At 53.1% G+C, this 26,739-nt stretch carries 24 protein-coding genes; 16 read left to right on the forward strand and 8 right to left on the reverse strand.

Annotated elements, in window-relative coordinates:
* Positions 1–130 precede the first annotated feature (130 nt).
* Positions 131–1,492 (forward strand): tRNA 5-hydroxyuridine modification protein YegQ, encoded by a 1,362-nt coding sequence (yegQ, locus tag FDX09_RS09615; RefSeq protein ID WP_006683890.1) that lies wholly within the window; start codon positions 131–133, stop codon positions 1,490–1,492.
* 268 nt (positions 1,493–1,760) lie between these two features.
* On the opposite strand, the gene clpA is transcribed toward yegQ, so the two are convergent.
* Together clpA and clpS are read right to left on the reverse strand one after the other, a co-directional pair.
* The gene (gene clpA / locus FDX09_RS09620) at positions 1,761–4,037 is read right to left on the reverse strand and encodes an ATP-dependent Clp protease ATP-binding subunit ClpA (RefSeq protein ID WP_038641840.1); all 2,277 of its coding nucleotides are present in this window, start codon (positions 4,035–4,037) and stop codon (positions 1,761–1,763) included.
* Positions 4,038–4,067: 30 nt separating this feature from the next.
* Positions 4,068–4,388 carry an ATP-dependent Clp protease adapter ClpS gene (clpS, locus tag FDX09_RS09625; protein WP_006683877.1) on the reverse strand — a complete coding sequence of 107 codons (321 nt, stop codon included), beginning with the start codon at positions 4,386–4,388 and terminating at the stop codon, positions 4,068–4,070.
* A gap of 323 nt (positions 4,389–4,711) precedes the next feature.
* Between clpS and cspD the strand changes: the two genes are divergently transcribed.
* The gene (gene cspD / locus FDX09_RS09630; RefSeq protein WP_003036813.1) at positions 4,712–4,936 is read left to right on the forward strand and encodes a cold shock-like protein CspD; all 225 of its coding nucleotides are present in this window, start codon (positions 4,712–4,714) and stop codon (positions 4,934–4,936) included.
* A 74-nt stretch (positions 4,937–5,010) separates the two neighbouring features.
* On the opposite strand, the gene macB is transcribed toward cspD, so the two are convergent.
* On the reverse strand, positions 5,011–6,957 hold the full coding sequence (gene macB, locus FDX09_RS09635; protein WP_085047909.1) for a macrolide ABC transporter ATP-binding protein/permease MacB: 1,947 nt from the start codon (positions 6,955–6,957) through the stop codon (positions 5,011–5,013).
* The gene (gene macA, locus FDX09_RS09640; RefSeq protein ID WP_038641845.1) at positions 6,954–8,069 is read right to left on the reverse strand and encodes a macrolide transporter subunit MacA; all 1,116 of its coding nucleotides are present in this window, start codon (positions 8,067–8,069) and stop codon (positions 6,954–6,956) included. The genes macB and macA overlap by 4 nt, the downstream gene beginning before the upstream one ends.
* Positions 8,070–8,229: 160 nt before the next feature.
* On the opposite strand from macA, the gene FDX09_RS09645 reads away from it, so the two are divergent.
* Positions 8,230–9,177 (forward strand): VirK/YbjX family protein, encoded by a 948-nt coding sequence (locus FDX09_RS09645; protein ID WP_137347119.1) that lies wholly within the window; start codon positions 8,230–8,232, stop codon positions 9,175–9,177.
* On the opposite strand, the gene FDX09_RS09650 is transcribed toward FDX09_RS09645, so the two are convergent.
* Positions 9,174–10,832 (reverse strand): ATP-dependent endonuclease, encoded by a 1,659-nt coding sequence (locus FDX09_RS09650; RefSeq protein ID WP_137347120.1) that lies wholly within the window; start codon positions 10,830–10,832, stop codon positions 9,174–9,176. The genes FDX09_RS09645 and FDX09_RS09650 overlap by 4 nt on opposite strands.
* A 371-nt stretch (positions 10,833–11,203) precedes the next feature.
* Here FDX09_RS09650 and aqpZ point away from each other — a divergent pair, with 371 nt between their 5' ends.
* From aqpZ to hcr, 4 genes are all read left to right on the forward strand, one after another.
* A complete protein-coding gene (aqpZ, locus tag FDX09_RS09655) occupies positions 11,204–11,899 on the forward strand; it encodes an aquaporin Z (protein ID WP_137347121.1) in 696 nt (231 codons plus the stop codon).
* 142 nt (positions 11,900–12,041) lie between these two features.
* Positions 12,042–12,941 carry a lysine exporter LysO family protein gene (locus tag FDX09_RS09660; protein ID WP_038641854.1) on the forward strand — a complete coding sequence of 300 codons (900 nt, stop codon included), beginning with the start codon at positions 12,042–12,044 and terminating at the stop codon, positions 12,939–12,941.
* Positions 12,942–13,096: 155 nt separating this feature from the next.
* Positions 13,097–14,749 (forward strand): hydroxylamine reductase, encoded by a 1,653-nt coding sequence (gene hcp, locus FDX09_RS09665; RefSeq protein WP_137347122.1) that lies wholly within the window; start codon positions 13,097–13,099, stop codon positions 14,747–14,749.
* Between the two features lie 10 nt (positions 14,750–14,759).
* Positions 14,760–15,728, forward strand: a complete 969-nt coding sequence (gene hcr, locus FDX09_RS09670; protein WP_137347123.1) for an NADH oxidoreductase — start codon at positions 14,760–14,762, stop codon at positions 15,726–15,728.
* Positions 15,729–15,795: 67 nt separating this feature from the next.
* Here hcr and FDX09_RS09675 read toward each other — a convergent pair whose 3' ends face one another.
* Complete coding sequence (locus tag FDX09_RS09675; RefSeq protein WP_069323473.1) at positions 15,796–16,230, reverse strand: DoxX family protein; 435 nt, start codon at positions 16,228–16,230, stop codon at positions 15,796–15,798.
* A 153-nt stretch (positions 16,231–16,383) separates the two neighbouring features.
* Here FDX09_RS09675 and poxB point away from each other — a divergent pair, with 153 nt between their 5' ends.
* The 4 genes from poxB to FDX09_RS09695 all read left to right on the forward strand — a co-directional run bounded on the left by poxB (position 16,384) and on the right by FDX09_RS09695 (position 21,692).
* Entirely contained in the window at positions 16,384–18,102 is a 1,719-nt protein-coding gene (poxB, locus tag FDX09_RS09680) for a ubiquinone-dependent pyruvate dehydrogenase (protein WP_137347124.1), read from the forward strand.
* 36 nt (positions 18,103–18,138) lie between these two features.
* Positions 18,139–19,140: a low-specificity L-threonine aldolase gene (gene ltaE, locus FDX09_RS09685; protein WP_085047903.1), complete on the forward strand. Its 1,002-nt coding sequence runs from the start codon at positions 18,139–18,141 to the stop codon at positions 19,138–19,140.
* A 10-nt stretch (positions 19,141–19,150) separates the two neighbouring features.
* Positions 19,151–20,581: an SDR family oxidoreductase gene (locus FDX09_RS09690; protein WP_121529269.1), complete on the forward strand. Its 1,431-nt coding sequence runs from the start codon at positions 19,151–19,153 to the stop codon at positions 20,579–20,581.
* A 97-nt stretch (positions 20,582–20,678) separates the two neighbouring features.
* Positions 20,679–21,692 carry an NAD(P)-dependent oxidoreductase gene (locus tag FDX09_RS09695; protein ID WP_038641874.1) on the forward strand — a complete coding sequence of 338 codons (1,014 nt, stop codon included), beginning with the start codon at positions 20,679–20,681 and terminating at the stop codon, positions 21,690–21,692.
* Here FDX09_RS09695 and FDX09_RS09700 read toward each other — a convergent pair.
* Complete coding sequence (locus tag FDX09_RS09700) at positions 21,689–22,519, reverse strand: N-acetylmuramoyl-L-alanine amidase (RefSeq protein WP_085047901.1); 831 nt, start codon at positions 22,517–22,519, stop codon at positions 21,689–21,691. The genes FDX09_RS09695 and FDX09_RS09700 overlap by 4 nt on opposite strands.
* Positions 22,516–22,839: a heavy metal-binding domain-containing protein gene (locus FDX09_RS09705; RefSeq protein WP_001160725.1), complete on the reverse strand. Its 324-nt coding sequence runs from the start codon at positions 22,837–22,839 to the stop codon at positions 22,516–22,518. Before FDX09_RS09705 ends, FDX09_RS09700 begins: the two co-directional genes overlap by 4 nt.
* A 126-nt stretch (positions 22,840–22,965) precedes the next feature.
* On the opposite strand from FDX09_RS09705, the gene FDX09_RS09710 reads away from it, so the two are divergent.
* From FDX09_RS09710 to artM, 5 genes are all read left to right on the forward strand, one after another.
* A complete protein-coding gene (locus tag FDX09_RS09710; protein ID WP_121529270.1) occupies positions 22,966–23,481 on the forward strand; it encodes a lipoprotein in 516 nt (171 codons plus the stop codon).
* A gap of 227 nt (positions 23,482–23,708) precedes the next feature.
* Positions 23,709–24,437 (forward strand): arginine ABC transporter ATP-binding protein ArtP, encoded by a 729-nt coding sequence (gene artP, locus FDX09_RS09715; RefSeq protein ID WP_003027295.1) that lies wholly within the window; start codon positions 23,709–23,711, stop codon positions 24,435–24,437.
* Between the two features lie 16 nt (positions 24,438–24,453).
* A complete protein-coding gene (gene artI, locus FDX09_RS09720; RefSeq protein ID WP_038641889.1) occupies positions 24,454–25,185 on the forward strand; it encodes an arginine ABC transporter substrate-binding protein ArtI in 732 nt (243 codons plus the stop codon).
* 6 nt (positions 25,186–25,191) lie between these two features.
* Positions 25,192–25,908 (forward strand): arginine ABC transporter permease ArtQ, encoded by a 717-nt coding sequence (artQ, locus tag FDX09_RS09725; protein WP_038641891.1) that lies wholly within the window; start codon positions 25,192–25,194, stop codon positions 25,906–25,908.
* A complete protein-coding gene (gene artM / locus FDX09_RS09730) occupies positions 25,908–26,576 on the forward strand; it encodes an arginine ABC transporter permease ArtM (RefSeq protein WP_003844364.1) in 669 nt (222 codons plus the stop codon). The genes artQ and artM overlap by 1 nt, the downstream gene beginning before the upstream one ends.
* Positions 26,577–26,739 lie beyond the last annotated feature (163 nt).

Raw genomic sequence — 26,739 nt, forward strand, 5'->3', positions numbered from 1 at the left:
GCGACCACCAGCACAATGACTTTACCTGCCCGCCCCTCAGCGCTACAATGCCCGCCCTTAATATGGGGGCACTCCCCTAACCGCCTCATTAAATGAGGCGAGTCTGACCTGTCATCAGAACGAGATAATTATGTTTAAACCGGAACTCCTTTCCCCGGCGGGAACGCTGAAAAATATGCGTTACGCTTTCGCCTATGGCGCAGATGCTGTCTATGCGGGCCAACCGCGTTATTCACTGCGCGTACGCAACAACGAATTCAACCACGAAAACCTGCAGCTCGGCATTAATGAAGCCCATGAACTGGGTAAAAAATTCTATGTTGTGGTTAACATCGCGCCGCACAATGCCAAGCTGAAAACCTTCATTCGTGATTTGAAACCGGTGGTGGAAATGGGGCCGGATGCGCTGATCATGTCGGACCCGGGTCTGATTATGCTGGTGCGCGAGAACTTCCCTGACATGGATATTCACCTGTCGGTGCAGGCTAACGCCGTTAACTGGGCGACGGTCAAATTCTGGAAGCAGATGGGGCTGACCCGCGTGATCCTCTCTCGTGAACTGTCGCTGGAAGAAATTGAAGAGATCCGTACCCAGGTGCCCGATATGGAGATTGAGATCTTCGTTCACGGCGCATTGTGCATGGCCTATTCCGGGCGCTGCCTGCTCTCTGGTTACATCAACAAGCGCGATCCTAACCAGGGCACCTGTACCAATGCCTGCCGCTGGGAATACAACGTGCAGGAAGGGAAAGAAGACGTGGTGGGCAATATCGTTCACAAGTACGAGCCGATCCCGGTACAAAACGTCGAACCCACGCTGGGTATTGGCGCGCCGACAGATAAAGTCTTTATGATTGAAGAAGCCCAGCGACCGGGTGAGTACATGACCGCGTTCGAAGACGAGCACGGCACTTACATCATGAACTCGAAGGATTTGCGTGCTATTGCCCATGTTGAACGTCTGACGCAGATGGGCGTGCATTCGCTGAAGATCGAAGGCCGTACCAAGTCATACTATTATTGTGCACGTACCGCGCAAGTTTATCGCAAAGCGATTGATGATGCCGCTGCCGGCAAACCTTTCGACCCGCAACTGCTGGAGACGCTGGAAGGTCTGGCGCATCGCGGTTACACCGAAGGATTCCTGCGCCGCCATACGCATGACGACTATCAGAACTACGAATACGGTTTCTCTGTGTCGGAGCGTCAGCAGTTTGTTGGCGAATTTACCGGCGAACGTAAAGGCGAACTTGCAGCCGTACTGGTGAAAAACAAATTCACCGTCGGCGACAGCCTGGAGTTGATGACCCCACAGGGCAATATCAACTTTACCCTTGAGCAGATGGAAAACGCGAAAGGCGAAGCCATGCCGGTTGCTCCGGGCGATGGTTACACCGTGTGGATGCCGGTACCTGAGGATATCGATCTGAATTATGCCTTGTTAATGCGTAATTTTGCCGGTGAGTCCACACGTAACCCGCATGCTAAGTAGTTAATTACGGTTATTTTTCAGCGATCGGAAGATTCTTAGAAATCGATCACATACCGTTTCGTTCATTAAGGGTATTATCCCACCCGCTGAAAAACATAACCCATAAATGCTAGCTGTACCAGGAACCACCTCCTTAGCCTGCGTAATCTCCCTTACGCAGGCTTATTTTTTGCCTGCCGGTTAAATACTCCGGGTACCCCCAATTCAAATCACAACATTCAGGCGAAAAAAAACCGGGCATTACGCCCGGCTCATTAGTGATTAGAACTTAATGTGCGGCTTCTGGCTTGTGCTTTTGCGCACTCTGGAAACCATAGGTCAGCTCATTTTTCTCTTTATCCAACTCAACGGTTACCTGACCACCGTCCACCAGCGAACCAAACAGCAGTTCGTTGGCCAATGGTTTTTTCAGGTTGTCCTGAACAACACGCGTCATCGGACGTGCGCCCATCGCGCGGTCATAGCCTTTCTCAGCCAGCCAGTTACGTGCTTCCTGGCTTACTTCCAGTGAGACGCCTTTCTGATCCAGTTGTACCTGCAGCTCGACAATAAACTTATCAACAACCTGATGAATCACCTCGGTAGAGAGATGGTCGAACCAGATAATATTGTCGAGACGGTTACGGAATTCCGGCGTAAACACTTTTTTGATTTCGCCCATCGCATCAGTGCTGTTGTCCTGATGAATAAGCCCAATCGATTTACGCTCGGTCTCACGTACCCCGGCGTTGGTGGTCATGACCAGCACCACGTTACGGAAGTCCGCCTTACGGCCATTATTGTCGGTCAGCGTACCGTTATCCATTACCTGCAGCAGCAGGTTAAAGACATCCGGGTGCGCTTTTTCGATTTCATCCAACAGCAGGACCGCATGCGGGTGCTTAATGACCGCGTCGGTCAGCAAACCGCCCTGGTCATAACCGACATATCCCGGAGGCGCACCAATCAGACGGCTGACGGTGTGACGTTCCATATACTCGGACATATCAAAACGCAGCAGCTCAATGCCGAGCGCTTTGGACAGCTGCACCGTGACTTCGGTCTTACCAACGCCAGTCGGTCCGGCAAACAGGAATGAACCGACAGGTTTATGCTCATGGCCGAGACCGGCACGGCTCATTTTGATCGCTTCAGTCAGCGCCTCAATGGCTTTATCTTGTCCGAATACCAGCATTTTCAGACGGTTACCCAGATTTTTCAGCGTATCACGATCGCTCTGCGACACGCTCTTCTCCGGGATACGCGCGATGCGGGCCACCACGGACTCAATATCGGCAACGTTAACGGTTTTCTTGCGTTTGCTGACCGGTAACAGACGCGCACGAGCCCCCGCTTCATCGATCACATCAATGGCTTTATCCGGCAGATGACGATCGTTGATGTATTTCACCGCCAGTTCGACCGCGGCACGCACCGCTTTCGCGGTGTAACGAACGTCATGGTGCGCTTCGTATTTCGGTTTCAGACCGTTGATAATCTGCACGGTCTCTTCTACCGACGGCTCAGTGATATCAATTTTCTGGAAACGGCGCGCTAACGCCCGGTCCTTCTCAAAAATATTGCTGAATTCCTGATAGGTCGTGGAGCCTATCACACGGATTTTACCGCTGGAGAGCAGAGGCTTGATTAAGTTCGCCGCATCCACCTGGCCACCCGATGCCGCACCCGCACCGATAATGGTGTGGATCTCATCAATAAACAGGATGCTGTTGGTATCCTGTTCCAGCTGTTTCAGCAGCGCCTTAAAGCGTTTTTCAAAATCGCCACGGTATTTGGTGCCCGCCAGCAGCGACCCGATATCCAGAGAGTAAAGGGTGCAGTCCGCCATAACTTCCGGCACGTCGCCCTGGACAATACGCCAGGCAAGGCCTTCGGCAATCGCGGTTTTACCGACGCCAGATTCACCCACCAACAGCGGGTTGTTTTTTCTACGGCGGCAGAGTACCTGAATGGCGCGCTCCAGCTCTTTTTCCCGGCCAATGAGCGGATCAATTCCACCCACACGGGCAAGCTGGTTAAGGTTAGTCGTGAAGTTCTCCATACGGTCCTCCCCGCCAGCTTGCTCTTCGTTATTTGGCTGATTCCCGGAGTCAGAAGACTGACTTGGTTCGTCTTTGCGCGTGCCATGAGAAATAAAATTCACCACGTCCAGACGACTCACTTCATGCTTACGCAGCAGATAGGCCGCCTGAGATTCCTGCTCGCTAAAGATAGCTACCAGAACATTTGCGCCGGTAACTTCATTGCGCCCGGAGGACTGAACATGAAAGACCGCGCGTTGCAGTACACGCTGAAAACTCAACGTTGGCTGCGTGTCGCGCTCTTCTTCACTGGCAGGCAATACGGGTGTGGTTTGTTCAATGAAGGCTTCGAGTTCCTGACGGAGCGCCACCAGATCCACAGAACACGCTTCCAGCGCTTCGCGGGCCGATGGGTTACTGAGCAACGCCAGTAACAAGTGCTCGACGGTCATAAACTCATGTCGGTGCTCGCGCGCTCTGGCGAAAGCCATGTTTAAACTGAGTTCCAGTTCTTGATTGAGCATAGGCACCTCCCCCAATATTTATGCCTGCATTCAGGCTTTTTCCAGCGTACACAGCAACGGATGCTCGTTCTCCCTTGCATATTTGTTCACCATCGCGACTTTGGTTTCAGCCACTTCGGCAGTGAATACGCCGCAGATAGCTTTACCTTGATAGTGAACTGCAAGCATCAGTTGCGTTGCACGTTCTACATCATAAGAAAAGAATTTTTGTAACACGTCAATAACAAACTCCATCGGAGTGTAATCATCATTGATTAATATCACTTTATACATAGATGGCGGTTTTAGCGCGTCGCGCAATTTGTCTTCCGCCAGCAGATCGAAATCCAGCCAGTCGTTCGTCTTACTCATTGTCAGTCGTCATCTTCAGTTACGGTTTCCGGCAGAAAATGTTGCCGCTGACAAGCAGCCTATGCACACAATCAATCTACCTCAAGTATTAGATAACTATCATCTATTAGTGCCATCCGCGACATCTGTCACAGAACCGACAATAGCGTTAACTGCTTCAAATTTTGATGCATTTTTACCCTATTCCATCCGTCTGACGCTTGACGCCCCGCCTGATTTCTCTAAATTGTAGTTTCGAGAGTTGGCGAGGTTTTGAACAGCCCCCACTCCGCAACCGGTTCATTCCATCTTACTTATATAAGATCTACGAAGGATGTCGAAGTATGGAAACGGGTACTGTTAAGTGGTTCAACAACGCCAAAGGGTTTGGTTTCATCTGCCCCGAAGGCGGCGGCGAAGACATTTTCGCCCATTACTCCACCATTCAGATGGATGGTTACAGAACGCTAAAAGCCGGACAGTCTGTCCAGTTTGATGTCCACCAGGGGCCAAAAGGCAATCATGCCAGTGTCATCGTGCCTGTCATTGAAGCAGAAGCCGTCGCTTAACCCTTCTGTTTCATTGTGTACATCCCGCAGTCAAAATGCCAGCCTTTGCGGCTGGCATTTTTATCTCTGTAACATTATTCCCGCGCCAACGCATCTACCGGATCAAGCCGCGCCGCATTACGCGCCGGTAACCAGCCAAACAAAATTCCGGTAGCGGTTGAGCACAGGAATGCCGTGAGCAGCGCAACGGGTGAGAAGCCAATTTCCCAGCCGGGCAGGAATAACTGTAGCGTAAAGGCGATCAGCATCGACAACGTGATGCCCAACGCGCCGCCAACCAGACATACCAGCACCGCTTCAATGAGGAACTGTTGCAGCACATCACTGGCGCGCGCGCCAACCGCCATACGAATGCCAATCTCGCGCGTTCGTTCGGTTACCGAAACCAGCATAATATTCATCACGCCGATTCCACCTACCACCAGCGAAATGACCGCCACCAGCGTCAGGAAGAGTTGTAATGTACGTGTGGTCTTTTCGGCGGTTTTCAAGACGCCGTCCATATTCCAGGTAAAGAAATCTTTCTTCCCATGGCGTAACGACAACAGACGGGTAAGTTGCTGCTCAGCCTGAGCGCTATCAAAACCGTCCTTCACTCGCACGGTGATTGAGTTCAGCCACGATTGCCCCATAATTCGCCCGGACATGGTGCTGTAAGGCAGCCAGACCCGCAGGATCTTACTACTGCCGAACATCGACTGTTTCTCCTCTGCAACACCAATCACCGTAGCAGGCATATTTCCCACCAAAATGACCTCGCCCACCACCTTCGCTTTGTTGGGGAACAACTGACGTCGGGTATTACTGTCAAGCACCACCACCTGCGCCCGGCCAGCCAGTTGCTCAGCGTTAAAGGTGGTGCCTTCGCTAAACGTCATGCCATAGACATTGAAATAGTCGCCGCTAACGCCGTTCGCACTGGCTGCCACGTCAATATTACCGTAGCGTAACCGCAGGTTCTTCGACACCGCAGGCGTCACCGAACTTACCCAGGGCTGTTTCTGCAGCGCGGTTAAATCGTCATATTTCAGCGCCTGTTGATACTGCGGATCGTCATCGCCGAAATCTTTGCCTGGATAGATATCAATGGTATTGGTACCGATAGCGCGAATGTCTGCCAGCACCAGCTGTTTTGCCGCATCCCCCACCACCACAATTGAAACCACCGAAGCAATACCGATGATAATCCCTAGCATGGTCAGCAGCGTACGCATCTTATTCGCAGCCATAGCCAGCCAGGCCATGGTGAGCGCTTCGCGAAAACCGCTGATAAACTGACTCCAGCCGGATACTGTTTTCACTGTTGATTCGGAGATTTCGCGTCCGCCAGAAGATTTGTGCGGCGGCGGATTGCGTACAATCTCTCCGTCGCGAATTTCAATGACGCGCTCGGCCTGCGCCGCGACCTGGCTGTCGTGCGTAACGATAATCACCGTATGGCCGCGATCGCGAAGTTGATGCAAAATCGCCATCACCTCTTCGCCAGAATGGCTATCCAACGCGCCGGTGGGTTCGTCGGCCAGGATCACCTGCCCACCGTTCATCAACGCACGCGCAATACTGACCCGCTGCTGCTGACCACCGGAAAGCTGGGAAGGCTGATAATCAACCCTGTCGCCCAGCCCCAGCCGCTGGAGTAATTCCTGCGCACGAGCCAGACGTTGCTTACGTTCAGTCCCGGCATAGACCGCTGGCACCTCAACATTTTGCGCGGCGCTCAAATGCGACAGCAAATGATAACGCTGGAAGATAAAACCGAAATGCTCGCGTCGCAGCTGCGCTAACGCATCACTATCGAGAGTGGAGACATCGCGCCCGGCCACCCGATACGTGCCGCTGGTAGGTTTATCGAGACAGCCGAGAATGTTCATCAGCGTCGATTTACCCGAACCAGACGCGCCGACAATCGCCACCATTTCACCGGCCTGAATGCTCAAGGAAACGTCCTTTAACACCTCGACCTGTCCTTCGCCTGACGGGTAACTGCGGCGGATATTGCTCAGCTCAAGCAATGCCGTCATTTCGCCGCTCCTGGATTGCCCTCGCCGGTAATGACTTCATCTCCCTCTTCCAGCCCCTTCACAATCTCCACATCGGTGTCATTGCGCGCGCCGATCACCACCTCACGCTCGCGGGTTTCGCCGTTACGCAGCAGCCTGACGTTATAGCGATTATTGCCAATAGGATCGCCCAGCGCCGACAGCGGGATGGTCAGGACATTTTTGACATCCGTGAGCTGAATATGGACCTGTGCGGTCATATCCAGACGCAGGATCCCTTTCGGGTTAGGCACTTCAAAGCGGGCATAGTAGAAAATCGCATCATTCACTTTTTCCGGCGTCGGCAGGACATCTTTCAGCGTACCTTCGTAGCGCGTCTGCGGATCGCCCAGGACGGTGAACCAGGCTTTTTGTCCGGGATGCAGGTGAATAACATCCGCCTCGGAAACCTGCGCTTTCACCAGCATGGTACTCATGTCTGCTAACGTCAGAATGTTAGGCGCCTGCTGGGCGGCAATAACGGTTTGTCCTTGCAGGGTGGTTATTTGCGTAACCTCACCCGCCATCGGCGCCACAATGCGGGTGTAATCAAGGTTGGTCTTTGCTGTATCAAGAGAGGCTTGATTACGCTTAATCTGCGCATCAATGGTGCCGATTTGCGCCTGTTTGACCGCCATCTCGGTAGCCGCGGTATCGAGATCCTGTTGTGAAACCGCCTGGGTTTTCGCCAACTGTTGCTGACGGGAAAGCGTCACCCGCGCCAGCTTCCACTCGGCTTCAGCCTGTAAACGCTGGGCGCGTAATTCCATCAGCGTCGCTTCAACCTCTTTGATCTGGTTTTGCGCCTGTTCAGGATCGATAACGCCAAGCAGTTGATCTTTTTTTACTTTATCGCCAATCGCGACCGACAGCGTTTTTAACTGCCCACTGACCTGCGCCCCGACGTCAACTTTTCGCAGCGCATCCAGTTTCCCGGTTGCCAGTACGCTTTGCTGAAGATCGCCTGGACGAACAATTAACGTTTGATACTGAGGTAAAGGCGCATTAAGCGTTCGCCATAGTGCAATTATCGCCACAATAAGGATGATGGCGAAGATAAAATAGCGTTTTTTGATTTTTCCCTTGAGCTTCATAAATGTCCCAATTTCCCCCAATACGTCCATCAGAGTGGAGTGTTAAACGTCAACGTTAAATAAATAGCCGTTGAAAAGCGCAAGAATAACAGAGTTATTGATGAATGGTTAAGATCCGCTGTGCTGAAATTAATGCCAGGGTATCAATCGGATTTATATTATGAGTCAACTAACTGAAAGCGCTTTTCTTTCCAGCAAACCCATCACCAGCCTGGGTCTTTTTTACAGCCTGAGCCGCGGTCAATTACGGCCTGCACAGTGTTGGGATAAACGGAGCTTTCGGCGTAAGTTTATCTGGCGTTCATTGCTGATACCTCGCCTTACCCAGGAATGGATGACTGAACTGGCGCAGTGGCCGGAGCTTGAAGACCTGCTCGCCCGTCAACCCCGACTGCCCGTTCGTCTGCATCGTCCTTACCTTGCCGCCAACTTTGATCCCAGAATGCGATTAGATGCGGTGCGTTTTCATTATCATGTTATCCGCCATGCATTTTTACCTGGTGAATTTAACGCTTTATTAAGTCAAGACGGCTTACAGTTGGCGCAAATTGCAGGTAAAGATAACGAGATATTTACCGTGACCATGATGATGTTTCCGGTACTGGATAAAGAGGGTGAAAGTACCATTCTGGTGCGAAATGGCGATGGTGACGAACTGACTAAAATGACATTTACGTTCTGCGAATATAATGGGAAAAGTACATTATTTATCGGCGGCATGCAGGGCAATTCACAACTTCCGCACGAAGCAACACAAAAAGCGACCAAATCCTGCCACGGAATATTCCCCAAACGCCTTGTTATGGAAGCCATTTGTCGTTTAGCGGAACAATTGAATATCGAAAAGGTAATGGCTGTCAGTAACGAGCAGCATATCTTTCGCAGTCCGCGTTACAACGATAAAAACAAAGTGATTCTTTCCGACTACAACGCATTTTGGGCGTCGCTTGGCGGCGAGTGCGACAGCCGCGGGTACTATCATATTCCGCGTGCGCTGGCACGAAAAAGCGAAGCGGAGATTGCCAGTAAAAAACGCGCAGAATACCGCCGTCGCTATCAGCTACTGGACAGCATCCACGCGCAGCTGTCGTCGATGTTTCGCCACTAATCCGCTCTGCCGCGTGCCAGCCACAGCACGCGGGAAAACATTTTCCGCAACAAAGTGGGAACGGCGTCTACACCTCGTCGCCCTGCTTCCATCGCCACCTCGATCGCCAGATCCGGTTTTGACGAACGATGAATCGCCTTGGAGATAATTTTGCGCATATTCATTGGCACGTTTTCCGGGATCTGCGCGACGCGATGAAAGACATCGGCGAACCCCTGACGATACATAAAGTGTTCCATATCCAGCGCGGGGAGCATGGTTAAATGATCGCGCTCCTCCTCTCTGTCGTTATTCAATAAACCGCGCACCGTGGCGGCATACTTTTTCCCCGCTTCATCGCCATCGACCAGCACGTGCCATTCAATTCCCATCCGGCGGGCAAACTTAACCAGTGGTTTAAGGCCTGACTGAGCAAATTCGATGACTTTAATGCCTTCCGCATCAAAGTGGTGTCCGCACTGGCGGGCCAGCTCGTTAATGACCCAGGTTTCCGTTTCGCCTTCCACCAGCAGCCAGCAGCGGGCAAACAGTGAAGATGCGCGATTGAAACGAATATGGAAAGCAATACGCCGACCGTCCTCCGCGCTGATCCCACCCGGCCCCAGTCGCCAGGCGGCGACGCGGGATGACTCACGCACCAGACGGACAACATGTTCCACCGGCGTGAGAGACAGCAACTCACCGGAGTTGGTGGTCGCCACCCGCTGGAGAGGAAGTAGATTCAGCAGGTGCCAGGCAACCGACAACATGATGGGATGTAAACGCGTTTCCGGGTCTTCTATCAGCAATAAAGGCCGGGCATCTTTATCCAGCCTTAACGTGCCTTTGGCCTGCAACAGCGTCGAGAACAGTCCCAACAGGATAACCCGATGCGTTCGTCCGCCAGGTTTATCAATCATGCGGTTAATGATATCCAGATAGCGCCAGCTACGTTGCTCGTTATTGGAGCGGCGGCGCATCAGGCGATAGCGGGACTGACCAGAACCCTGCTCAGAAAAATAGTGCTCTAATAGCTGCACCATAGCCGACAGCCCCTGACGAATCTGCCCATCGGTCAGGTTTTGTGGTCGGGTAGCCAGTTCACGCGCCAGAAAATCCAGCTGGCGAGCGGTCACTTCAACATCCGCCGAATCCGGCACCGTACCGTTACGAATGCGCCGCATAAAACGCGCGTCGCGCAGACGCAACACAGGCATCAGACGCACGAGATGCCGCGCCAGATCGTTAATGTCGTCGAGATTTAGCGGATGACCATCACTATCAAGAAAACTACGTAGCGTCAGGACGCTCCCATCATCCGCGCACTCGCCCTCCAGACGATAGAATATACGGTGATAGCTATCGTGGCACGGCGTCCAGCAGGCTTCCAGAGGACGGTAGCGACGAACCCGATGACGACCCGGCTGAGATTCACGAAAGGTCAGGATAATGTGCAAATGATGTTCCCGGCCCTGTATATCCCCCGGCGGGAACCAAAAATCATCGCGGTCAAAGTGGTACAAATCAGATTCCGGCGACAGCAGCAAGGTTAAGGCATCCAGCAGACTGGACTTCCCCCACGCGTTCTCCCCAATCAGCACGTTACTCTGCTCAAGCATCAACGACAGGCGGTTAATACCACGAAATCCAACAATCTCAACTCGTTCGAGAATCATATAGCCTCCGGAAATGCTAACTTTTTCCTTCAAGTTATCAGGAGTATAACGTTAACCGAGCGCTCAGGGCACCCGATATCATCAGGAGGTTAATCGCAGAAATCAAAAAAATTAAGAATATTCTTCTTATGTTTTCCTGTGATTATAATTTCTGAGCTCAATCATCATTTTTAGCTAATTGAACTATGCTTCATTCATCCAATATTCAAAAAGGAATCACGACATATTGCCTTAAATCAAATTTTTTCATCAATTTAACTGGCGAAGGGATGATGTTTTTTTCTAAAATACCCGCTCTTTCATCATCGTCCCTTTAAGCGATGAATTACCGGGCAAGGAATACGAACCCGGAACTTTTAATTGAGGTGGTTATGTTCAGGAAATTAGCAGCCGAATTCTTCGGTACGTTTTGGCTCGTCTTTGGTGGGTGCGGTAGCGCAGTACTGGCCGCAGCATTCCCGGAATTGGGAATTGGATTCACCGGTGTCGCATTGGCATTTGGTCTGACCGTATTAACTATGGCCTTTGCCGTGGGCCATATTTCAGGTGGACATTTTAACCCGGCAGTAACCTTCGGTTTATGGGCTGGCGGTCGCTTCCCGGCGAAAGACGTTATTGGATATGTTATTGCGCAGGTTGTGGGCGGTATTGTTGCAGCTGCGGCTCTGTATCTAATTGCCAGCGGTAAAGCAGGTTTTGATGCAACCGCCAGCGGTTTTGCTTCGAACGGCTTTGGTGAGCATTCACCTGGCGGTTATTCCATGCTTTCTGCTGTTGTAATTGAAATTATTCTGACCGCTGGTTTCTTATTAGTGATCCACGGCGCGACCGACAAACATGCTCCGGCAGGTTTTGCCCCTATTGCAATCGGTCTGGCGTTAACACTGATCCACTTGATCAGCATTCCAGTCACTAATACCTCCGTAAACCCGGCACGTAGTACCGCAGTTGCCATTTTCCAGGGCGGCTGGGCATTGCAACAATTGTGGTTCTTCTGGGTCATGCCAATTATCGGTGGGGTTCTCGGCGGTCTTATTTACCGCACTCTGCTGGAAAAACGCGATTAATCGATAACAAAAAGGCCTGGCGAAAGTCAGGCCTTTTTTTCCTCACTATATTTCCTTTTATTTGCAACTTTACTCCCCTCTTTGCATTGAGTAGTGTGTGCTTGCGCATTTCGTCTTACATCTCAGCAAGGATCGGGTTTTCATGTTTTCAGGGCTGTTAATCATTCTGGTTCCCCTTATTGTGGGCTACCTTATTCCACTTCGGCACATGGGCGCACTAAAACTCATCAATCGCCTGTTGAGCTGGATCGTCTACCTTATTCTCTTTTTTATGGGCATCAGCCTGGCGTTTCTGGATAATCTCGCCAGCAACCTGTTAGCCATACTTCATTATTCTGCTGTCAGCGTGACGGTCATTTTGCTGTGTAATATCGCCGCGCTGTTCTGGCTGGAGCGTTCACTGCCCTGGCGGCATAACCATCAGCAAGAGAAACTACCGTCGCGGATCGCGATGGCGTTTGAGTCGCTCCAGCTTTGCGGGGTTGTCGTGGTGGGCTTCCTGCTGGGTCTCACCGGTCTTTCCTTTTTGCAGCACGCCACCGAAGCCAGCGAATATACGTTAATCTTTTTACTGTTCCTGGTGGGGATTCAGCTTCGCAACAGCGGCATGACCCTCAAGCAAATCGTGCTGAATCGCCGGGGCATGATTGTTGCCGTCGTCGTCGTCGCCAGTTCGATGCTGGCGGGGGTTATCAATGCGTTTATCCTCGGCCTGCCGGTCAAAACCGCGATGGCGATGGCGTCAGGTTTTGGCTGGTATTCGCTGTCCGGTATTCTGTTAACCGAATCGTTCGGGCCGGTGATTGGCAGTGCCGCCTTCTTTAATGACCTGGCGCGAGAACTGATTGCCATTATGTTGATTCCCGGCATGGTGGGCCGCAGTCGCTCTACCGCGTTGGGGCTATGCGGGGCCACATCGATGGATTTCACCCTGCCGGTTTTACAACGCAGCGGTGGACTGGAAATGGTTCCGGCAGCCATCGTGCACGGTTTTATCCTGAGTCTGTTAGTCCCTCTGTTAATGGCATTTTTCTCCGCCTGACCCTCAAACAAATACCTCTCTGGCGGTAGTCAGCTACCGCCAAAATTGCGCTAAATCAATCTCCTTGCAAGTTGTAGCAGAAATCCCTTTTATCCCTGCGCGCACAGGCATAACCTTAAACATGTATATTAAATATAACTTTAAAAGGTGTGACCATGTTTTGTGTGCAATGTGAACAAACCATCCGTACTCCGGCAGGGAACGGCTGCTCTTACGCGCAGGGTATGTGCGGTAAAACGGCTGAAACCTCCGATTTGCAGGATCTGCTGATTGCTTCCCTACAAGGTCTGTCTGCATGGGCTGTTAAAGCGCGTGAATACGGCATCATCGACCATGACGTTGATAACTTCGCACCGCGCGCGTTCTTCTCCACGCTGACCAACGTTAACTTCGACTCCCCGCGTATTGTTGGCTATGCCCGTGAAGCGATTGCCATGCGCGACGCGCTGAAAGCGCAATGTCTGAACATCGATGCGAACGCAGCGGTCGACAACCCGATGGCCGACCTGCAACTGGTCAGCGACGATCTGGGCGACCTGCAACGTCAGGCGGCGGAATTTACCCCGAACAAAGACAAAGCGGCCATCGGCGAGAACATTCTCGGCCTGCGCCTGCTGTGCCTGTACGGTCTGAAAGGTGCCGCGGCCTATATGGAACACGCGCACGTTCTCGGCCAGTACGACAACGACATCTACGCCCAGTACCACAAAATTATGGCGTGGCTGGGTACCTGGCCTGCCGATATGAACGCTCTGCTGGAGTGTTCTATGGAAATCGGCCAGATGAACTTCAAAGTGATGAGCATCCTGGACGCCGGTGAAACCACTAAATACGGTCACCCGACGCCGACTCAGGTCAATGTTAAAGCCACCGTTGGTAAATGCATCCTGATCTCCGGTCACGACCTGAAAGATCTCTACAACCTGCTGGAGCAGACCGAAGGTACCGGCGTTAACGTCTATACCCACGGCGAAATGCTGCCGGCACACGGCTACCCGGAACTGCGCAAGTTCAAACATCTGATTGGTAACTATGGCAGCGGCTGGCAGAACCAGCAGGTTGAGTTCGCTCGCTTCCCTGGCCCAATCGTGATGACCTCTAACTGCATCATCGACCCAACCGTGGGCGCGTACGACGACCGTATCTGGACCCGTAGCATCGTCGGCTGGCCGGGTGTGAGCCACCTCGAAGGCGACAACTTCGGTCCGGTCATCGCTCAGGCACAACAGATGGCAGGCTTCCCGTACAGCGAAATCCCGCACCTGATAACCGTAGGTTTCGGTCGTCAGACGCTGCTGGGCGCTGCTGATACGCTGATCGACCTGGTCAGCCGTGAAAAACTGCGTCATATCTTCCTGGTCGGCGGCTGCGACGGCGCGCGCGGCGAACGTAACTACTTCACCGACTTCGCCACCAGTGTCCCGGACGATTGCCTGATCCTGACCCTGGCGTGCGGTAAATACCGTTTCAACAAACTGGAGTTCGGCGATATCGAAGGCCTGCCGCGTCTGGTCGATGCCGGTCAGTGTAACGATGCTTACTCTGCCATCATCCTGGCGGTCACTCTGGCGGAGAAACTGGGCTGCGGCGTCAACGACCTGCCGCTGTCTCTGGTGCTCTCCTGGTTTGAACAGAAAGCGATTGTGATTCTGCTGACCCTGCTGTCGCTGGGTGTGAAAAACATCGTCACTGGCCCAACAGCGCCTGGCTTCTTCACGCCGGATCTGCTGGCTGTGCTCAACGAGAAATTCGGTCTGCGTTCCGTCACCACCGTTGAAGAAGACATGAAGCAGTTGCTGAGCGCGTAAGGAGTAAAGAATGACAATGCCAACTCATCAGTGCCCATGGCGGATGCAGGTGCATCACATCCATCAGGAAACGCCGGATGTATGGACGATTTCGTTGCTGTGCCACGACTATTATCCGTACCGCGCCGGGCAGTATGCACTGGTCAGCGTACGTAACTCAGCCCAGACGCTGCGTGCTTACACCATTTCATCTACCCCGGGAGTAAGCGAGTACATTACGCTGACCGTTCGCCGGATTGACGATGGCGCAGGTTCACAGTGGCTGACCCGTGACGTGAAGCGCGGCGACTATATCTGGCTGTCCGATGCCATGGGTGAATTTACCTGTGAAGATAAGGCGGAAGATAAGTTCCTGATGCTGGCTGCCGGTTGCGGCGTGACGCCAATCATGTCAATGCGTCGCTGGTTGGCAAAGTACCGCCCACAGGCCGATGTGCAGGTGATCTTTAACGTTCGTTCACCGCAAGATGTTATTTTTGCCGACGAATGGCGTGACTATCCGGTGACGCTAGTCGCTGAAAACAATGCCACCCACGGTTTTGTTTCTGGCCGACTGACGACCGATCTGCTGAAAAGCGTGCCGGATCTGGTCTCTCGTACCGTGATGACCTGCGGCCCGGCGCCGTATATGGATCTGGTCGAGAAAGAAGTCAAAGCACTGGGCGTGACGCGCTTCTTTAAAGAGCAGTTCTTCACGCCAGTTGCCGAGGCCGCCACCAGCGGTCTGAAGTTCACCAAGTTGCAACCGGCGAAAGAGTTTTACGCGCCGGTGGGCAGTACGCTGCTGGACGCGCTGGAAAGCAATAAAGTACCGGTCGTTGCCGCATGTCGTGCGGGCGTTTGCGGCTGCTGCAAAACCAAAGTGGTTGACGGTAACTACACGGTCAGCAGCACCATGACGCTGACGGATGCAGAAATAGCCGCAGGCTATGTACTGGCCTGCTCCTGTCATCCGCAGAGCGATTTAGTACTCGCTTAATCTGTAAAATACTCCTTCGTAGCTGCTCCAGGCCGGATAATGCGTTTACGCCATATCCGGCCTTTTTTTACCGCCAGGCCGAATTTCCTGCCACCGAGAAACGCCCCGCCCCTAAAAACGCGACAGCCAGCGCGCCGAGCAAGAAGTACACCAGACTCTCAATCGCCCATGCGCCGGTTTTGTCCAGTGACCAGGTTTCGCCCATCCCGACCATCAGCCACGCCACCACCATCGTAAACGCCAGCCCCAACGCCGCCGGACGGGTCAGGATCCCCAGAATAATCAGGCAAGGCGCAACGACCTCCCCCAACAGAACGCCGTAAGCAATAAAGCCCGGAAAACCTTTCGCTATCAGCATGCCGCTGATGCCATCAATACCGGAGAACAATTTATGTAAGCCATGAAACAGCATCAGTCCACCAACGGCGATGCGTAACAGAAACTTGCCAAAGTCTTCATGAGTCAGCGTTCGGTTAACTGCATTTAATAGTTTAGTAACCATTTGAATTCATTCCTTGTTTCACCATGCCAGATATCAAACTACGCGTTATCTGCTCGAAATGTAAGCTGCCGAAAATAAGGGGGAAATGAGAAGCATAACTATCATCTTCATCTAAACTTGTAACCGGTATCACATTAAAGGAGATGGAAAACCATGAAACAAACGGTTGCCGCTTTTATTGCTAAAACCCTCGAACAAGCTGGCGTTAAACGCATTTGGGGCGTGACGGGCGACTCATTAAATGGTCTTAGTGACAGTCTTAATCGTATGGGAACGATTGACTGGATGCCGACCCGTCATGAAGAAGTTGCCGCCTTCGCCGCTGGCGCAGAGGCGCAGCTAACCGGCGAACTGGCCGTCTGTGCCGGTTCATGTGGACCAGGGAACCTGCACCTGATCAATGGGCTGTTTGATTGCCACCGCAACCATGTTCCGGTCCTGGCGATTGCCGCACATATCCCTTCCAGTGAGATCGGCAGCGGTTATTTTCAGGAGACCCACCCGCAAGAGTTGTTCCGCGAATGTAGCCACTATTGCGAGCTGGTTTCCAGCCCTGAACAGATCCCACAGGTACTCGCCATTGCCATGCGTAAAGCCGTATTAAATCGTGGCGTCTCAGTCGTGGTATTACCCGGCGACGTCGCGCTGAAGCCCGCGCCGGAAAGCGCCAGCACGCACTGGTATCATGCACCGTTGCCGGTGGTCACCCCGGCTGAAGAAGAACTCAGAAAACTGGCGCAACTGCTGCGTTATTCCAGCAATATCGCCCTGATGTGCGGCAGCGGCTGTGCCGGTGCGCATCAAGAACTGGTTGAGTTTGCGGCAAAAATCAAAGCGCCGATTGTTCATGCCCTGCGGGGTAAAGAACACGTCGAATACGATAACCCGTATGACGTCGGTATGACCGGGCTGATTGGCTTTTCATCCGGATTCCACACCATGATGAATGCCGACACGCTGATCCTGCTCGGCACCCAGTTCCCCTATCGCCCGTTCTACCCCACCGACGCCAAAATTATTCAGATTGATATCAATCCGGCGAGCATCGGCGCGCACAGTAAAGTTGATATGGCGCTGGTGGGCGATATTAAATCCACTCTCCGCGCCCTGCTGCCGCTGGTGGAGGAAAAAACCGAGCGGAAGTTTTTGGACAAAGCGCTGGAGCACTATCGTGAGGCACGCAAGGGTCTGGATGATTTAGCCAAACCGAGCGATAAAGCCATTCATCCGCAGTATCTGGCGCAGCAGATCAGCCATTTTGCCGCTGACGACGCGATCTTTACCTGCGATGTTGGTACCCCGACGGTTTGGGCGGCACGCTATCTGAAAATGAACGGCAAACGCCGCCTGCTCGGGTCGTTTAACCACGGGTCGATGGCGAACGCTATGCCACAGGCGCTCGGCGCCCAAGCGACCGAACCGGGACGCCAGGTCATCGCCATGTGCGGTGACGGCGGTTTTAGCATGCTGATGGGAGATTTTCTGTCGGTTGTCCAGATGAAGCTGCCGGTGAAGATTATCGTCTTCAACAACAGCGTACTGGGATTTGTGGCGATGGAGATGAAGGCTGGCGGTTATCTGACCGACGGCACGGAGCTACACGACACCAACTTCGCGCGGATTGCCGAAGCCTGCGGCATTACGGGCATTCGTGTGGAGAAATCCTCAGAGGTCGATGAAGCGCTGCAAAGGGCGATGTCGATTGACGGTCCGGTGCTGGTCGACGTGGTGGTGGCGAAAGAAGAGTTAGCCATCCCGCCGCAGATCAAACTCGAACAAGCAAAAGGTTTTAGCCTGTATATGTTGCGCGCAATCATCAGCGGACGCGGTGATGAAGTGATGGAACTGGCGAAAACGAACTGGCTCAGGTAAAACAGAGGGCATTACCTCACTAAAAAAGGAATGCCCGTGATTGACTTACGCAGTGATACCGTAACCCGGCCGAGTCGCGCCATGCTGGAAGAGATGATGGCCGCCCCGGTCGGGGACGACGTATACGGAGATGATCCTACCGTTAACGCTCTCCAGCAATACGCTGCAGAGCTTTCTGGCAAAGAAGCCGCTATTTTCTTACCTACCGGCACTCAGGCGAACCTGGTTGCACTGCTCAGCCACTGCCAGCGTGGTGAAGAGTATATCGCAGGCCAGGGCGCACATAACTATCTCTACGAAGCGGGCGGCGCAGCGGTGCTCGGCAGCATTCAGCCGCAGCCTATCGACGCCGCGCCGGATGGCACTTTACCGCTGGACAAAGTGGCGGCAAAAATCAAAGCGGACGATATCCATTTTGCCCGCACACGCCTGCTTAGTCTGGAAAACACCCACAACGGCAAAGTGCTGCCACGCGAGTATCTGAAAGATGCCTGGGAATTCACTCGTGAGCGCAATCTGGCCCTGCACGTTGATGGCGCGCGTATTTTTAACGCCGTCGTCGCTTACGGTTGTGAGCTGAAAGAGATCGCGCAATACTGCGACTCGTTCACCATTTGTCTCTCCAAAGGTCTGGGAACGCCGGTAGGCTCACTGCTGGTCGGTAGTCACGACTACATTAAACGCGCCATCCGCTGGCGTAAAATGACCGGAGGCGGAATGCGTCAGGCCGGGATTCTGGCGGCGGCCGGACTGTATGCGTTGAAAAATAACGTGGCGCGTTTACAGGAAGACCATGACAACGCGGCCTGGATGGCGGAACAACTGCGCGAAGCAGGCGCAGATGTCATGCGTCACGATACCAATATGCTGTTTGTCCGCGTTGGCGAAGAACACGCTGCTGCGCTGGGCGAGTACATGAAGGCGCAAGGGGTACTGATTAACGCCTCCCCGATTGTACGCCTGGTGATGCATCTGGACGTATCGCGTGAACAACTTGCTGAAGTCGCCGCCCACTGGCGCGCTTTTTTAACTCGCTAAGGAGATAGGCGTGCCGCAACGGATTTTGGTTCTTGGCGCCAGTGGCTACATTGGTCAGCATCTGGTACAGGCGCTCAGTCAGCAAGGGCACCAGGTACTGGCTGCGGCACGCCGGATTGAACGGCTGGAAAAACTGCAACTGGCCAACGTCAGTTGCCACAAAGTCGACTTAACCTGGCCTGATAACCTGACGCCGCTGCTGACGGATGTTGATACGGTTTATTACCTGGTCCATGGCATGGGTGAAGGCGGTGATTTTATCGCTCATGAGCGCCAGGTCGCGATGAACGTGCGTGATGCGCTACGTAGCATCCCCGTCAAACAGCTTATTTTCCTGAGCTCATTACAGGCTCCGCGACATGAACAATCCGATCATCTGCGTGCGCGGCAGATAACCGCAGACATCCTGCGCGAAGCAGGCGTGCCGATGACCGAATTACGGGCAGGCATTATCGTCGGGGCGGGTTCCGCCGCTTTTGAAGTGATGCGCGATATGGTCTACAACCTGCCGGTACTTACGCCTCCGCGCTGGGTACGTTCGCGTACCACGCCCATCGCGCTGGAAAATTTGATGTACTATCTGGTGGCGCTGTTGGACCATCCCACAAGCCATCACCGCGTACTCGAAGCCGCAGGGCCACAGATATTAAGCTATCAGGAACAGTTCGAGCATTTCATGGCCGTCAGCGGCAAACACCGCTTGTTGATCCCTATCCCGTTTCCGACCAGTTGGATTTCGGTGTGGTTTTTGAATGTTATTACGTCGGTACCGCCCACTACGGCAAAGGCGCTGATACAAGGCTTAAAGCATGACCTGCTGGCCGATGACGCTGAGCTACGCGCGCTGATCCCGCAAAAGCTGATCGCCTTTGATGACGCAGTGCGCAGCACGCTGAAAGAAGAAGAGAAGCTGGTTAACTCCAGCGACTGGGGGTATGACGCTCAGGCATTCGCCCGCTGGCGTCCCGAATATGGCTATTTTGCCAAACAGGCTGGCTTTAGCGTCGACACCTCCGCCAGTCTGAAAGCGCTGTGGCAAGTGGTGAACCGACTCGGCGGGAAAGAAGGCTATTTCTTTGGCAATTTTTTGTGGAAGACGCGCGCCGCGCTGGACCTGCTGGTCGGCCATAAGCTGGCAAAAGGCCGCCCGGAAAACCCGTTGTTGCAGGTTGGCGATGCCGTGGATAGCTGGAAAGTGATCATCGTTGAGCCAGAAAAACAGCTCACACTGCTGTTTGGCATGAAAGCGCCGGGATTAGGCCGTTTAAGCTTTACACTGGAAGATAAAGGCGATCATCGGCGCATTGATGTACGCGCCTGGTGGCATCCGCACGGCATGCCCGGTCTCTTCTACTGGTTGTTGATGATCCCGGCTCATCTGTTCATTTTCAGAGGGATGGCAAAGCGTATCGCCAAACTTGCAGAACAAATCACAGACTAATGACAAAAAGAGACTGTATTCTTTCACGTTTCCCATTGCATACAGGCGTATTTCACGGAAGAATGCGCACGACGTTTTTTAAACACAGTGGATTGATATGAAGGTACTGGTTACCGGAGCCACCAGCGGCTTGGGCCGAAATGCGGTTGAGTTTCTATGCAGCAAAGGCGTCAGCGTCAGAGCCACCGGTCGCAACGAAGCGATGGGCAAGCTGCTGGAGAAAATGGGCGCAGAATTTGTGCATGCGGATTTGACCGAACTGGTCTCTTCGCAGGCAAAGGTCATGCTCGCAGGTATCGACACGCTGTGGCACTGCTCCAGTTTTACCTCGCCGTGGGGAACGCAGGAAGCCTTCGATCTGGCCAACGTTCGTGCTACCCGCCGTCTGGGCGAATGGGCCGTTGCCTGGGGCGTACGTAACTTTATCCATATCTCCTCTCCGTCACTCTATTTTGACTATCACCATCATCGGGATATCAAAGAGGACTTCCGACCACATCGCTTCGCCAATGAATTCGCCCGCAGTAAAGCGGCTGGTGAAGATGTGATTGCGCTGCTCGCGCAGGCTAACCCGCAGACCCGCTTCACGGTATTGCGTCCACAAAGTCTGTTCGGACCTCACGATAAAGTTTTTATCCCCCGTCTGGCCCACATGATGTACCACTACGGCAGCATCCTGTTGCCGCACGGTGGAAGTGCGTTGGTGGATATGACCTATTATGAGAACGCGGTACACGCAATGTGGCTGGTAAGCCAGGAAGCTTGCGATAACCTGCCGTCAGGCCGCGCATACAACATTACTAACGGCGAGCATCGAACGCTGCGCAGTATCGTGCAGAAGCTGATCGACGAGTTGAATATTGATTGCCGAATCCGCTCGGTGCCCTACCCGATGCTGGACATGATTGCTCGCAGCATGGAGCGTCTGGGCAATAAATCGGCGAAAGAGCCAAAGCTTACGCACTACGGCGTCTCGAAGCTGAATTTTGACTTTACGCTGGATACCACCCGCGCTCAGGAAGAGTTAGGTTACCAGCCCATCGTCACGCTGGATGAAGGGATTGAGCGTACCGCGGCCTGGCTGCGCGACCACGGTAAGCTGCCGCGTTAACCCTGCCCGTATTTCTCCAGCAAGGCCTCCGCAATCGCCTGCGTTTCTGCATCCGCCACGCCGTTCCACAACGTCGGGCGGAAGTGCATCTGGAATGCCATAATCACTCGCTGCTGTTCACGCGGCGTCATTTCGGGTTTCACCTCATAACCATAGCGCGACAGCAGATCGAGTAACGATGCAGTGTCTACCGGTGTAGACGGCGCTCTCCCGTTGAGATAAAACGCCACGCGCTGAGCATCAGGCCATGCGCCGATTCCCTGTGCAGCCAGCTGTTTCCATGGAAACAATGGGCCAGGATCGTCCTTACGCTGCGGTGCGACGTCCGCATGAGCCACCACGTTTTGCGGCTTGATGTCGTAGCGAGCAATAATGTCCTTCGCCAGTGGGATCAACGCCTGAATCTGCGCTGGCTCAAACGGGGCAAAATATTTCGTTCCCGCCGATTTTTGCCAGCCGCGGTTTTCCAGCTCAATGCCAATCGAGGTATCGTTAATCCGCGTCGCGCCGCGCCAGAAGCTAATCCCGGCATGCCAGGCCAGATCGTTTTCCGGCACCAGTTGCCAGATACGCGGCTTGCCGTGATAAAGCGGCGGCACAGCCGGGATCAGATAGTGCGAACTGACGTTTTTATCGGTCAGCGTAGCCAGTGAAGCGTCAAAATCATCGGCCGTGTAATGGATAACCAGCACTTTAATGCGCGGGTAAGCGGCCTGCGCCTGACGGCGGGTATCCAACTGATATCCGTCTTTATCGACAATCCCTTTTTCGCCAGCACAGCCCGCCAGCAGCAGCGTCAATGCCAGCAGCCACAACAGACGCTTCATCGGCGAGTTTTCACCGCAGTACCGCTGACGCTCACCATCAACATGCTGCCATCTTTACCCACGGTTTCGTAATCAATGTCGATACCGACGACCGCATCAGCACCCAGCGCTTTCGCCTGCTCACCCAGCTCCTGAAAAGCAATTTCGCGCGCTTTACGCAACTCTTTTTCATACGCGCCGGAGCGGCCGCCGACAATATCGCGAATGCCGGCGAAGAAATCGCGGAAGATATTCGCGCCTAAAATCGCTTCGCCCGTCACCACACCGCAGTATTCCACGATGCTCTGCCCTTCAAGCGTTGGGGTAGTTGAAAACTGCATGATTAATCTCCTTTTTGCGCTAAGAGCACGATCTCAAAAGCATTATCGAACCGATCCACTATCATTGAAAGGATATATTCTATCAACGTAGAACACTAATAGTAGAAAGCTAATAAGGAAATCATTATGCGCTACTCGAAACTCTCACTGCTGGTTCCATGTGCACTACTTCTCAGCGCCTGTACTACCGTGACCCCGGTTTATAAAGATAACGGCTCTCGTAGCGGTGCATGCGTAGAAGGTGGGCCAGACAGCGTGGCTCAACAATTCTATGATTACCGTATTCAGCATCGTGACAACGACATTACCGCCCTTCGCCCGTACCTCAGCGACAATCTGGCGAAACTGCTGACCGATGCCAGCCGCGATAACACGCATCGCGACCTGTTTAACAGCGATCCTTTCTCCAGCCGCGCCACGTTACCGGATAGCGCCAGCGTCGCCAGCGCATCGACCATTCCGAATAGTGATGCACGCAACATTCCGCTGCGCGTAGAGCTGAAACAGGGCGATCAGAGCTGGCGTGACGAAGTGCTGATGATCCGCGAAGGCCAGTGCTGGGTAGTAGACGACGTCCGCTATCTGGGCGGCAGCGTACACGCGCCAGCCGGGACGCTGCGCCAGTCTGTGGAAAACCGCTAGTCCCCCCCATTCACCCGCCCGCATCATAACCCCCATAAATTGTCCGGCATTCTGCATAGAATGCCGACAATTATTCTTGCCCGCTGGTGGCCCCGCTATTTTGTGCTATGTTTAGATAAGAATGCGGTTTGCATTTAACTTTTAACGCATAAATATTGCATAACTATTCTGTCAAAGGTAGTATCTGCGGCTTCAATAGCTATCAGACTGCCAGCATACGAGTGTCAATGAGTATTCAATTAAACGGCATTAACTGCTTCTACGGCGCACATCAGGCGCTGTTCGATATCACGCTGGATTGCCCTCAGGGTGAAACACTGGTGTTACTTGGCCCTAGTGGAGCCGGGAAAAGCTCGCTACTGCGCGTACTCAACCTGCTTGAGATGCCGCGCTCGGGCACGCTCTCTATTGCGGGTAACCGTTTCGACTTTACGAAAACTCCGTCAGATAAAGCTATTCGCGATCTGCGCCAGAACGTGGGTATGGTTTTTCAGCAATATAATCTTTGGCCGCATCTCACGGTTGTGCAGAACCTGATTGAAGCGCCCTGCCGTGTGCTCGGTCTGACAAAAGAGCAAGCAATGGCGCGCGCCGAGAAACTGCTCGAACGTCTGCGTCTGAAGCCCTACAGCGATCGTTATCCGTTGCATCTCTCCGGCGGCCAGCAGCAGCGTGTGGCCATTGCCCGCGCATTAATGATGGAACCGCAGGTGCTGCTGTTTGATGAACCGACCGCCGCGCTTGATCCGGAAATTACCGCGCAAATCGTCAGCATCATTCGTGAGCTGGCGGAAACCAACATTACTCAGGTGATCGTCACCCACGAAGTGGAAGTTGCTCGTAAAACGGCCAGTCGTGTGGTGTATATGGAAAACGGTCATATCGTCGAGTTTGGGGATGCGAGCTGCTTTGCTAACCCGCAAACCGAAGCATTTAAAAACTATCTCTCTCACTAAGATTCGGGACAATACAATGAAAAAAGTTCTGATTGCCGCGCTAATCGCAGGTTTTAGCCTTTCCGCTACCGCAGCCCAAACCATTCGTTTCGCCACCGAAGCGTCTTATCCTCCGTTTGAATCTATTGATGCGAATAACAAGATCGTCGGTTTTGACGTTGATCTGGCGAACGCGCTGTGTAAAGAGATTGACGCCACCTGTACCTTCACCAATCAGGCCTTCGACAGCCTGATCCCGAGCCTGAAGTTCCGTCGTTTTGACGCGGTGATGGCCGGTATGGACATCACGCCTGAGCGTGAAAAACAGGTCCTGTTTACCACCCCTTACTACGACAATTCTGCGCTGTTTGTTGGCCAGCAGGGTAAATACACCAGCATTGATCAGCTGAAAGGCAAAAAGGTTGGCGTACAAAACGGGACGACGCACCAGAAATTCATCATGGATAAGCATCCGGAAGTGACCACCGTACCGTATGACAGCTACCAGAATGCCAAGCTCGATCTGCAAAACGGTCGCATTGACGGCGTCTTCGGTGATACCGCAGTGGTAACCGAATGGCTGAAAGACAATCCAAAACTGGCCGCTGTTGGCGACAAAGTGACGGATAAAGATTACTTCGGTACAGGTCTGGGCATCGCGGTGCGTCAGGGCAACACTGAGCTGCAGCAGAAATTTAACACTGCGCTGGAAAAAGTGAAGAAAGATGGGACTTACGAGACCATCTACAACAAATGGTTCCAGAAGTAATATTTGATGAATGAATTTTTTCCGTTAGCAAGCGCCGCCGGGATGACCGTCGGCCTTGCGGTTTGTGCGCTGATCATCGGCCTTGCGCTTGCCATGTTTTTTGCCGTCTGGGAGTCCGTAAAATGGCGTCCAGTGGCATGGGCAGGTTCTGCGCTGGTCACCATTCTGCGCGGGTTACCAGAAATTCTGGTGGTTCTGTTTATCTATTTCGGCTCCTCGCAACTGCTGCTGACGCTGGCCGATGGTTTTACGATTAATCTCGGGTTTGTAGAAATCCCGGTACAGATGCAGATCGAAAACTTCGACGTCAGCCCGTTCCTGTGCGGTGTGATTGCGCTGTCTTTGCTGTACGCCGCCTATGCGTCGCAAACGCTGCGTGGCGCGCTGAAGGCCGTGCCACTCGGACAATGGGAATCCGGTCAGGCGTTGGGTTTGTCTAAAGCCGCGATCTTCTTTCGTCTGGTGATGCCGCAGATGTGGCGTCACGCTCTGCCGGGGCTGGGTAACCAGTGGCTGGTATTGCTGAAAGATACCGCGCTGGTCAGCCTGATCAGCGTGAACGATTTGATGCTGCAAACCAAAAGCATTGCCACGCGTACCCAGGAGCCATTTACCTGGTACATTGTGGCGGCGGCTATTTACCTGGTGATTACGTTGGTGAGTCAGTACATTCTCAAACGCATTGACCTGCGCGCGACACGTTTTGAGCGGAGACCAGGCTGATGCTTGAGTATTTACCTGAATTGTTGAAAGGGCTGCATACCAGCCTGACGCTGACGGTCGCCTCCATCGTGGTTGCTCTGGTGCTGGCGCTGATTTTTACCGTCATCCTGACGCTAAAAACGCCGGTCCTGGTCTGGCTGGTCCGCGCCTATATCACGCTGTTTACCGGTACGCCGTTGCTGGTGCAAATCTTCCTGATCTACTACGGGCCAGGACAGTTCCCGACGCTGCAGGAATATCCGGTACTGTGGCATCTGCTCTCCGAACCGTGGCTGTGCGCGTTAATTGCGCTGTCGTTAAACAGTGCGGCTTACACCACGCAGCTGTTCTACGGCGCTATCCGCGCCATCCCGGAAGGTCAGTGGCAGTCATGCGGTGCATTAGGGATGAGCAAAAAGGATACGCTGGCGATTCTGTTGCCATACGCCTTTAAACGCGCCCTCTCCTCGTATTCCAACGAAGTGGTGCTGGTGTTTAAAAGTACCTCACTGGCTTACACCATCACGCTGATGGAAGTCATGGGCTACAGCCAACTGCTGTATGGTCGCACTTATGACGTCATGGTCTTCGGCGCGGCGGGCGTGATTTACCTGATCGTCAACGGTTTGCTGACGCTGATGATGCGCTTAATCGAACGTAAAGCGCTGGCGTTTGAACACCGGAATTAAGCCGATAACTGCATAAAGCGAAATATAAAAGACGGGCAAGTCTAACAACCGCCCGTCTTTTTTTATATCGATAAAATACTTAATCATTTTTATTGCATATAAATTCATTAGATGGCATTGTTAATTCACGCCGCAGACACGGTAAATCATCATAAGATTGACA

The organism is Citrobacter sp. wls717, from assembly GCF_005280955.1.
In the GTDB taxonomy this organism is placed as follows: domain Bacteria; phylum Pseudomonadota; class Gammaproteobacteria; order Enterobacterales; family Enterobacteriaceae; genus Citrobacter; species Citrobacter werkmanii.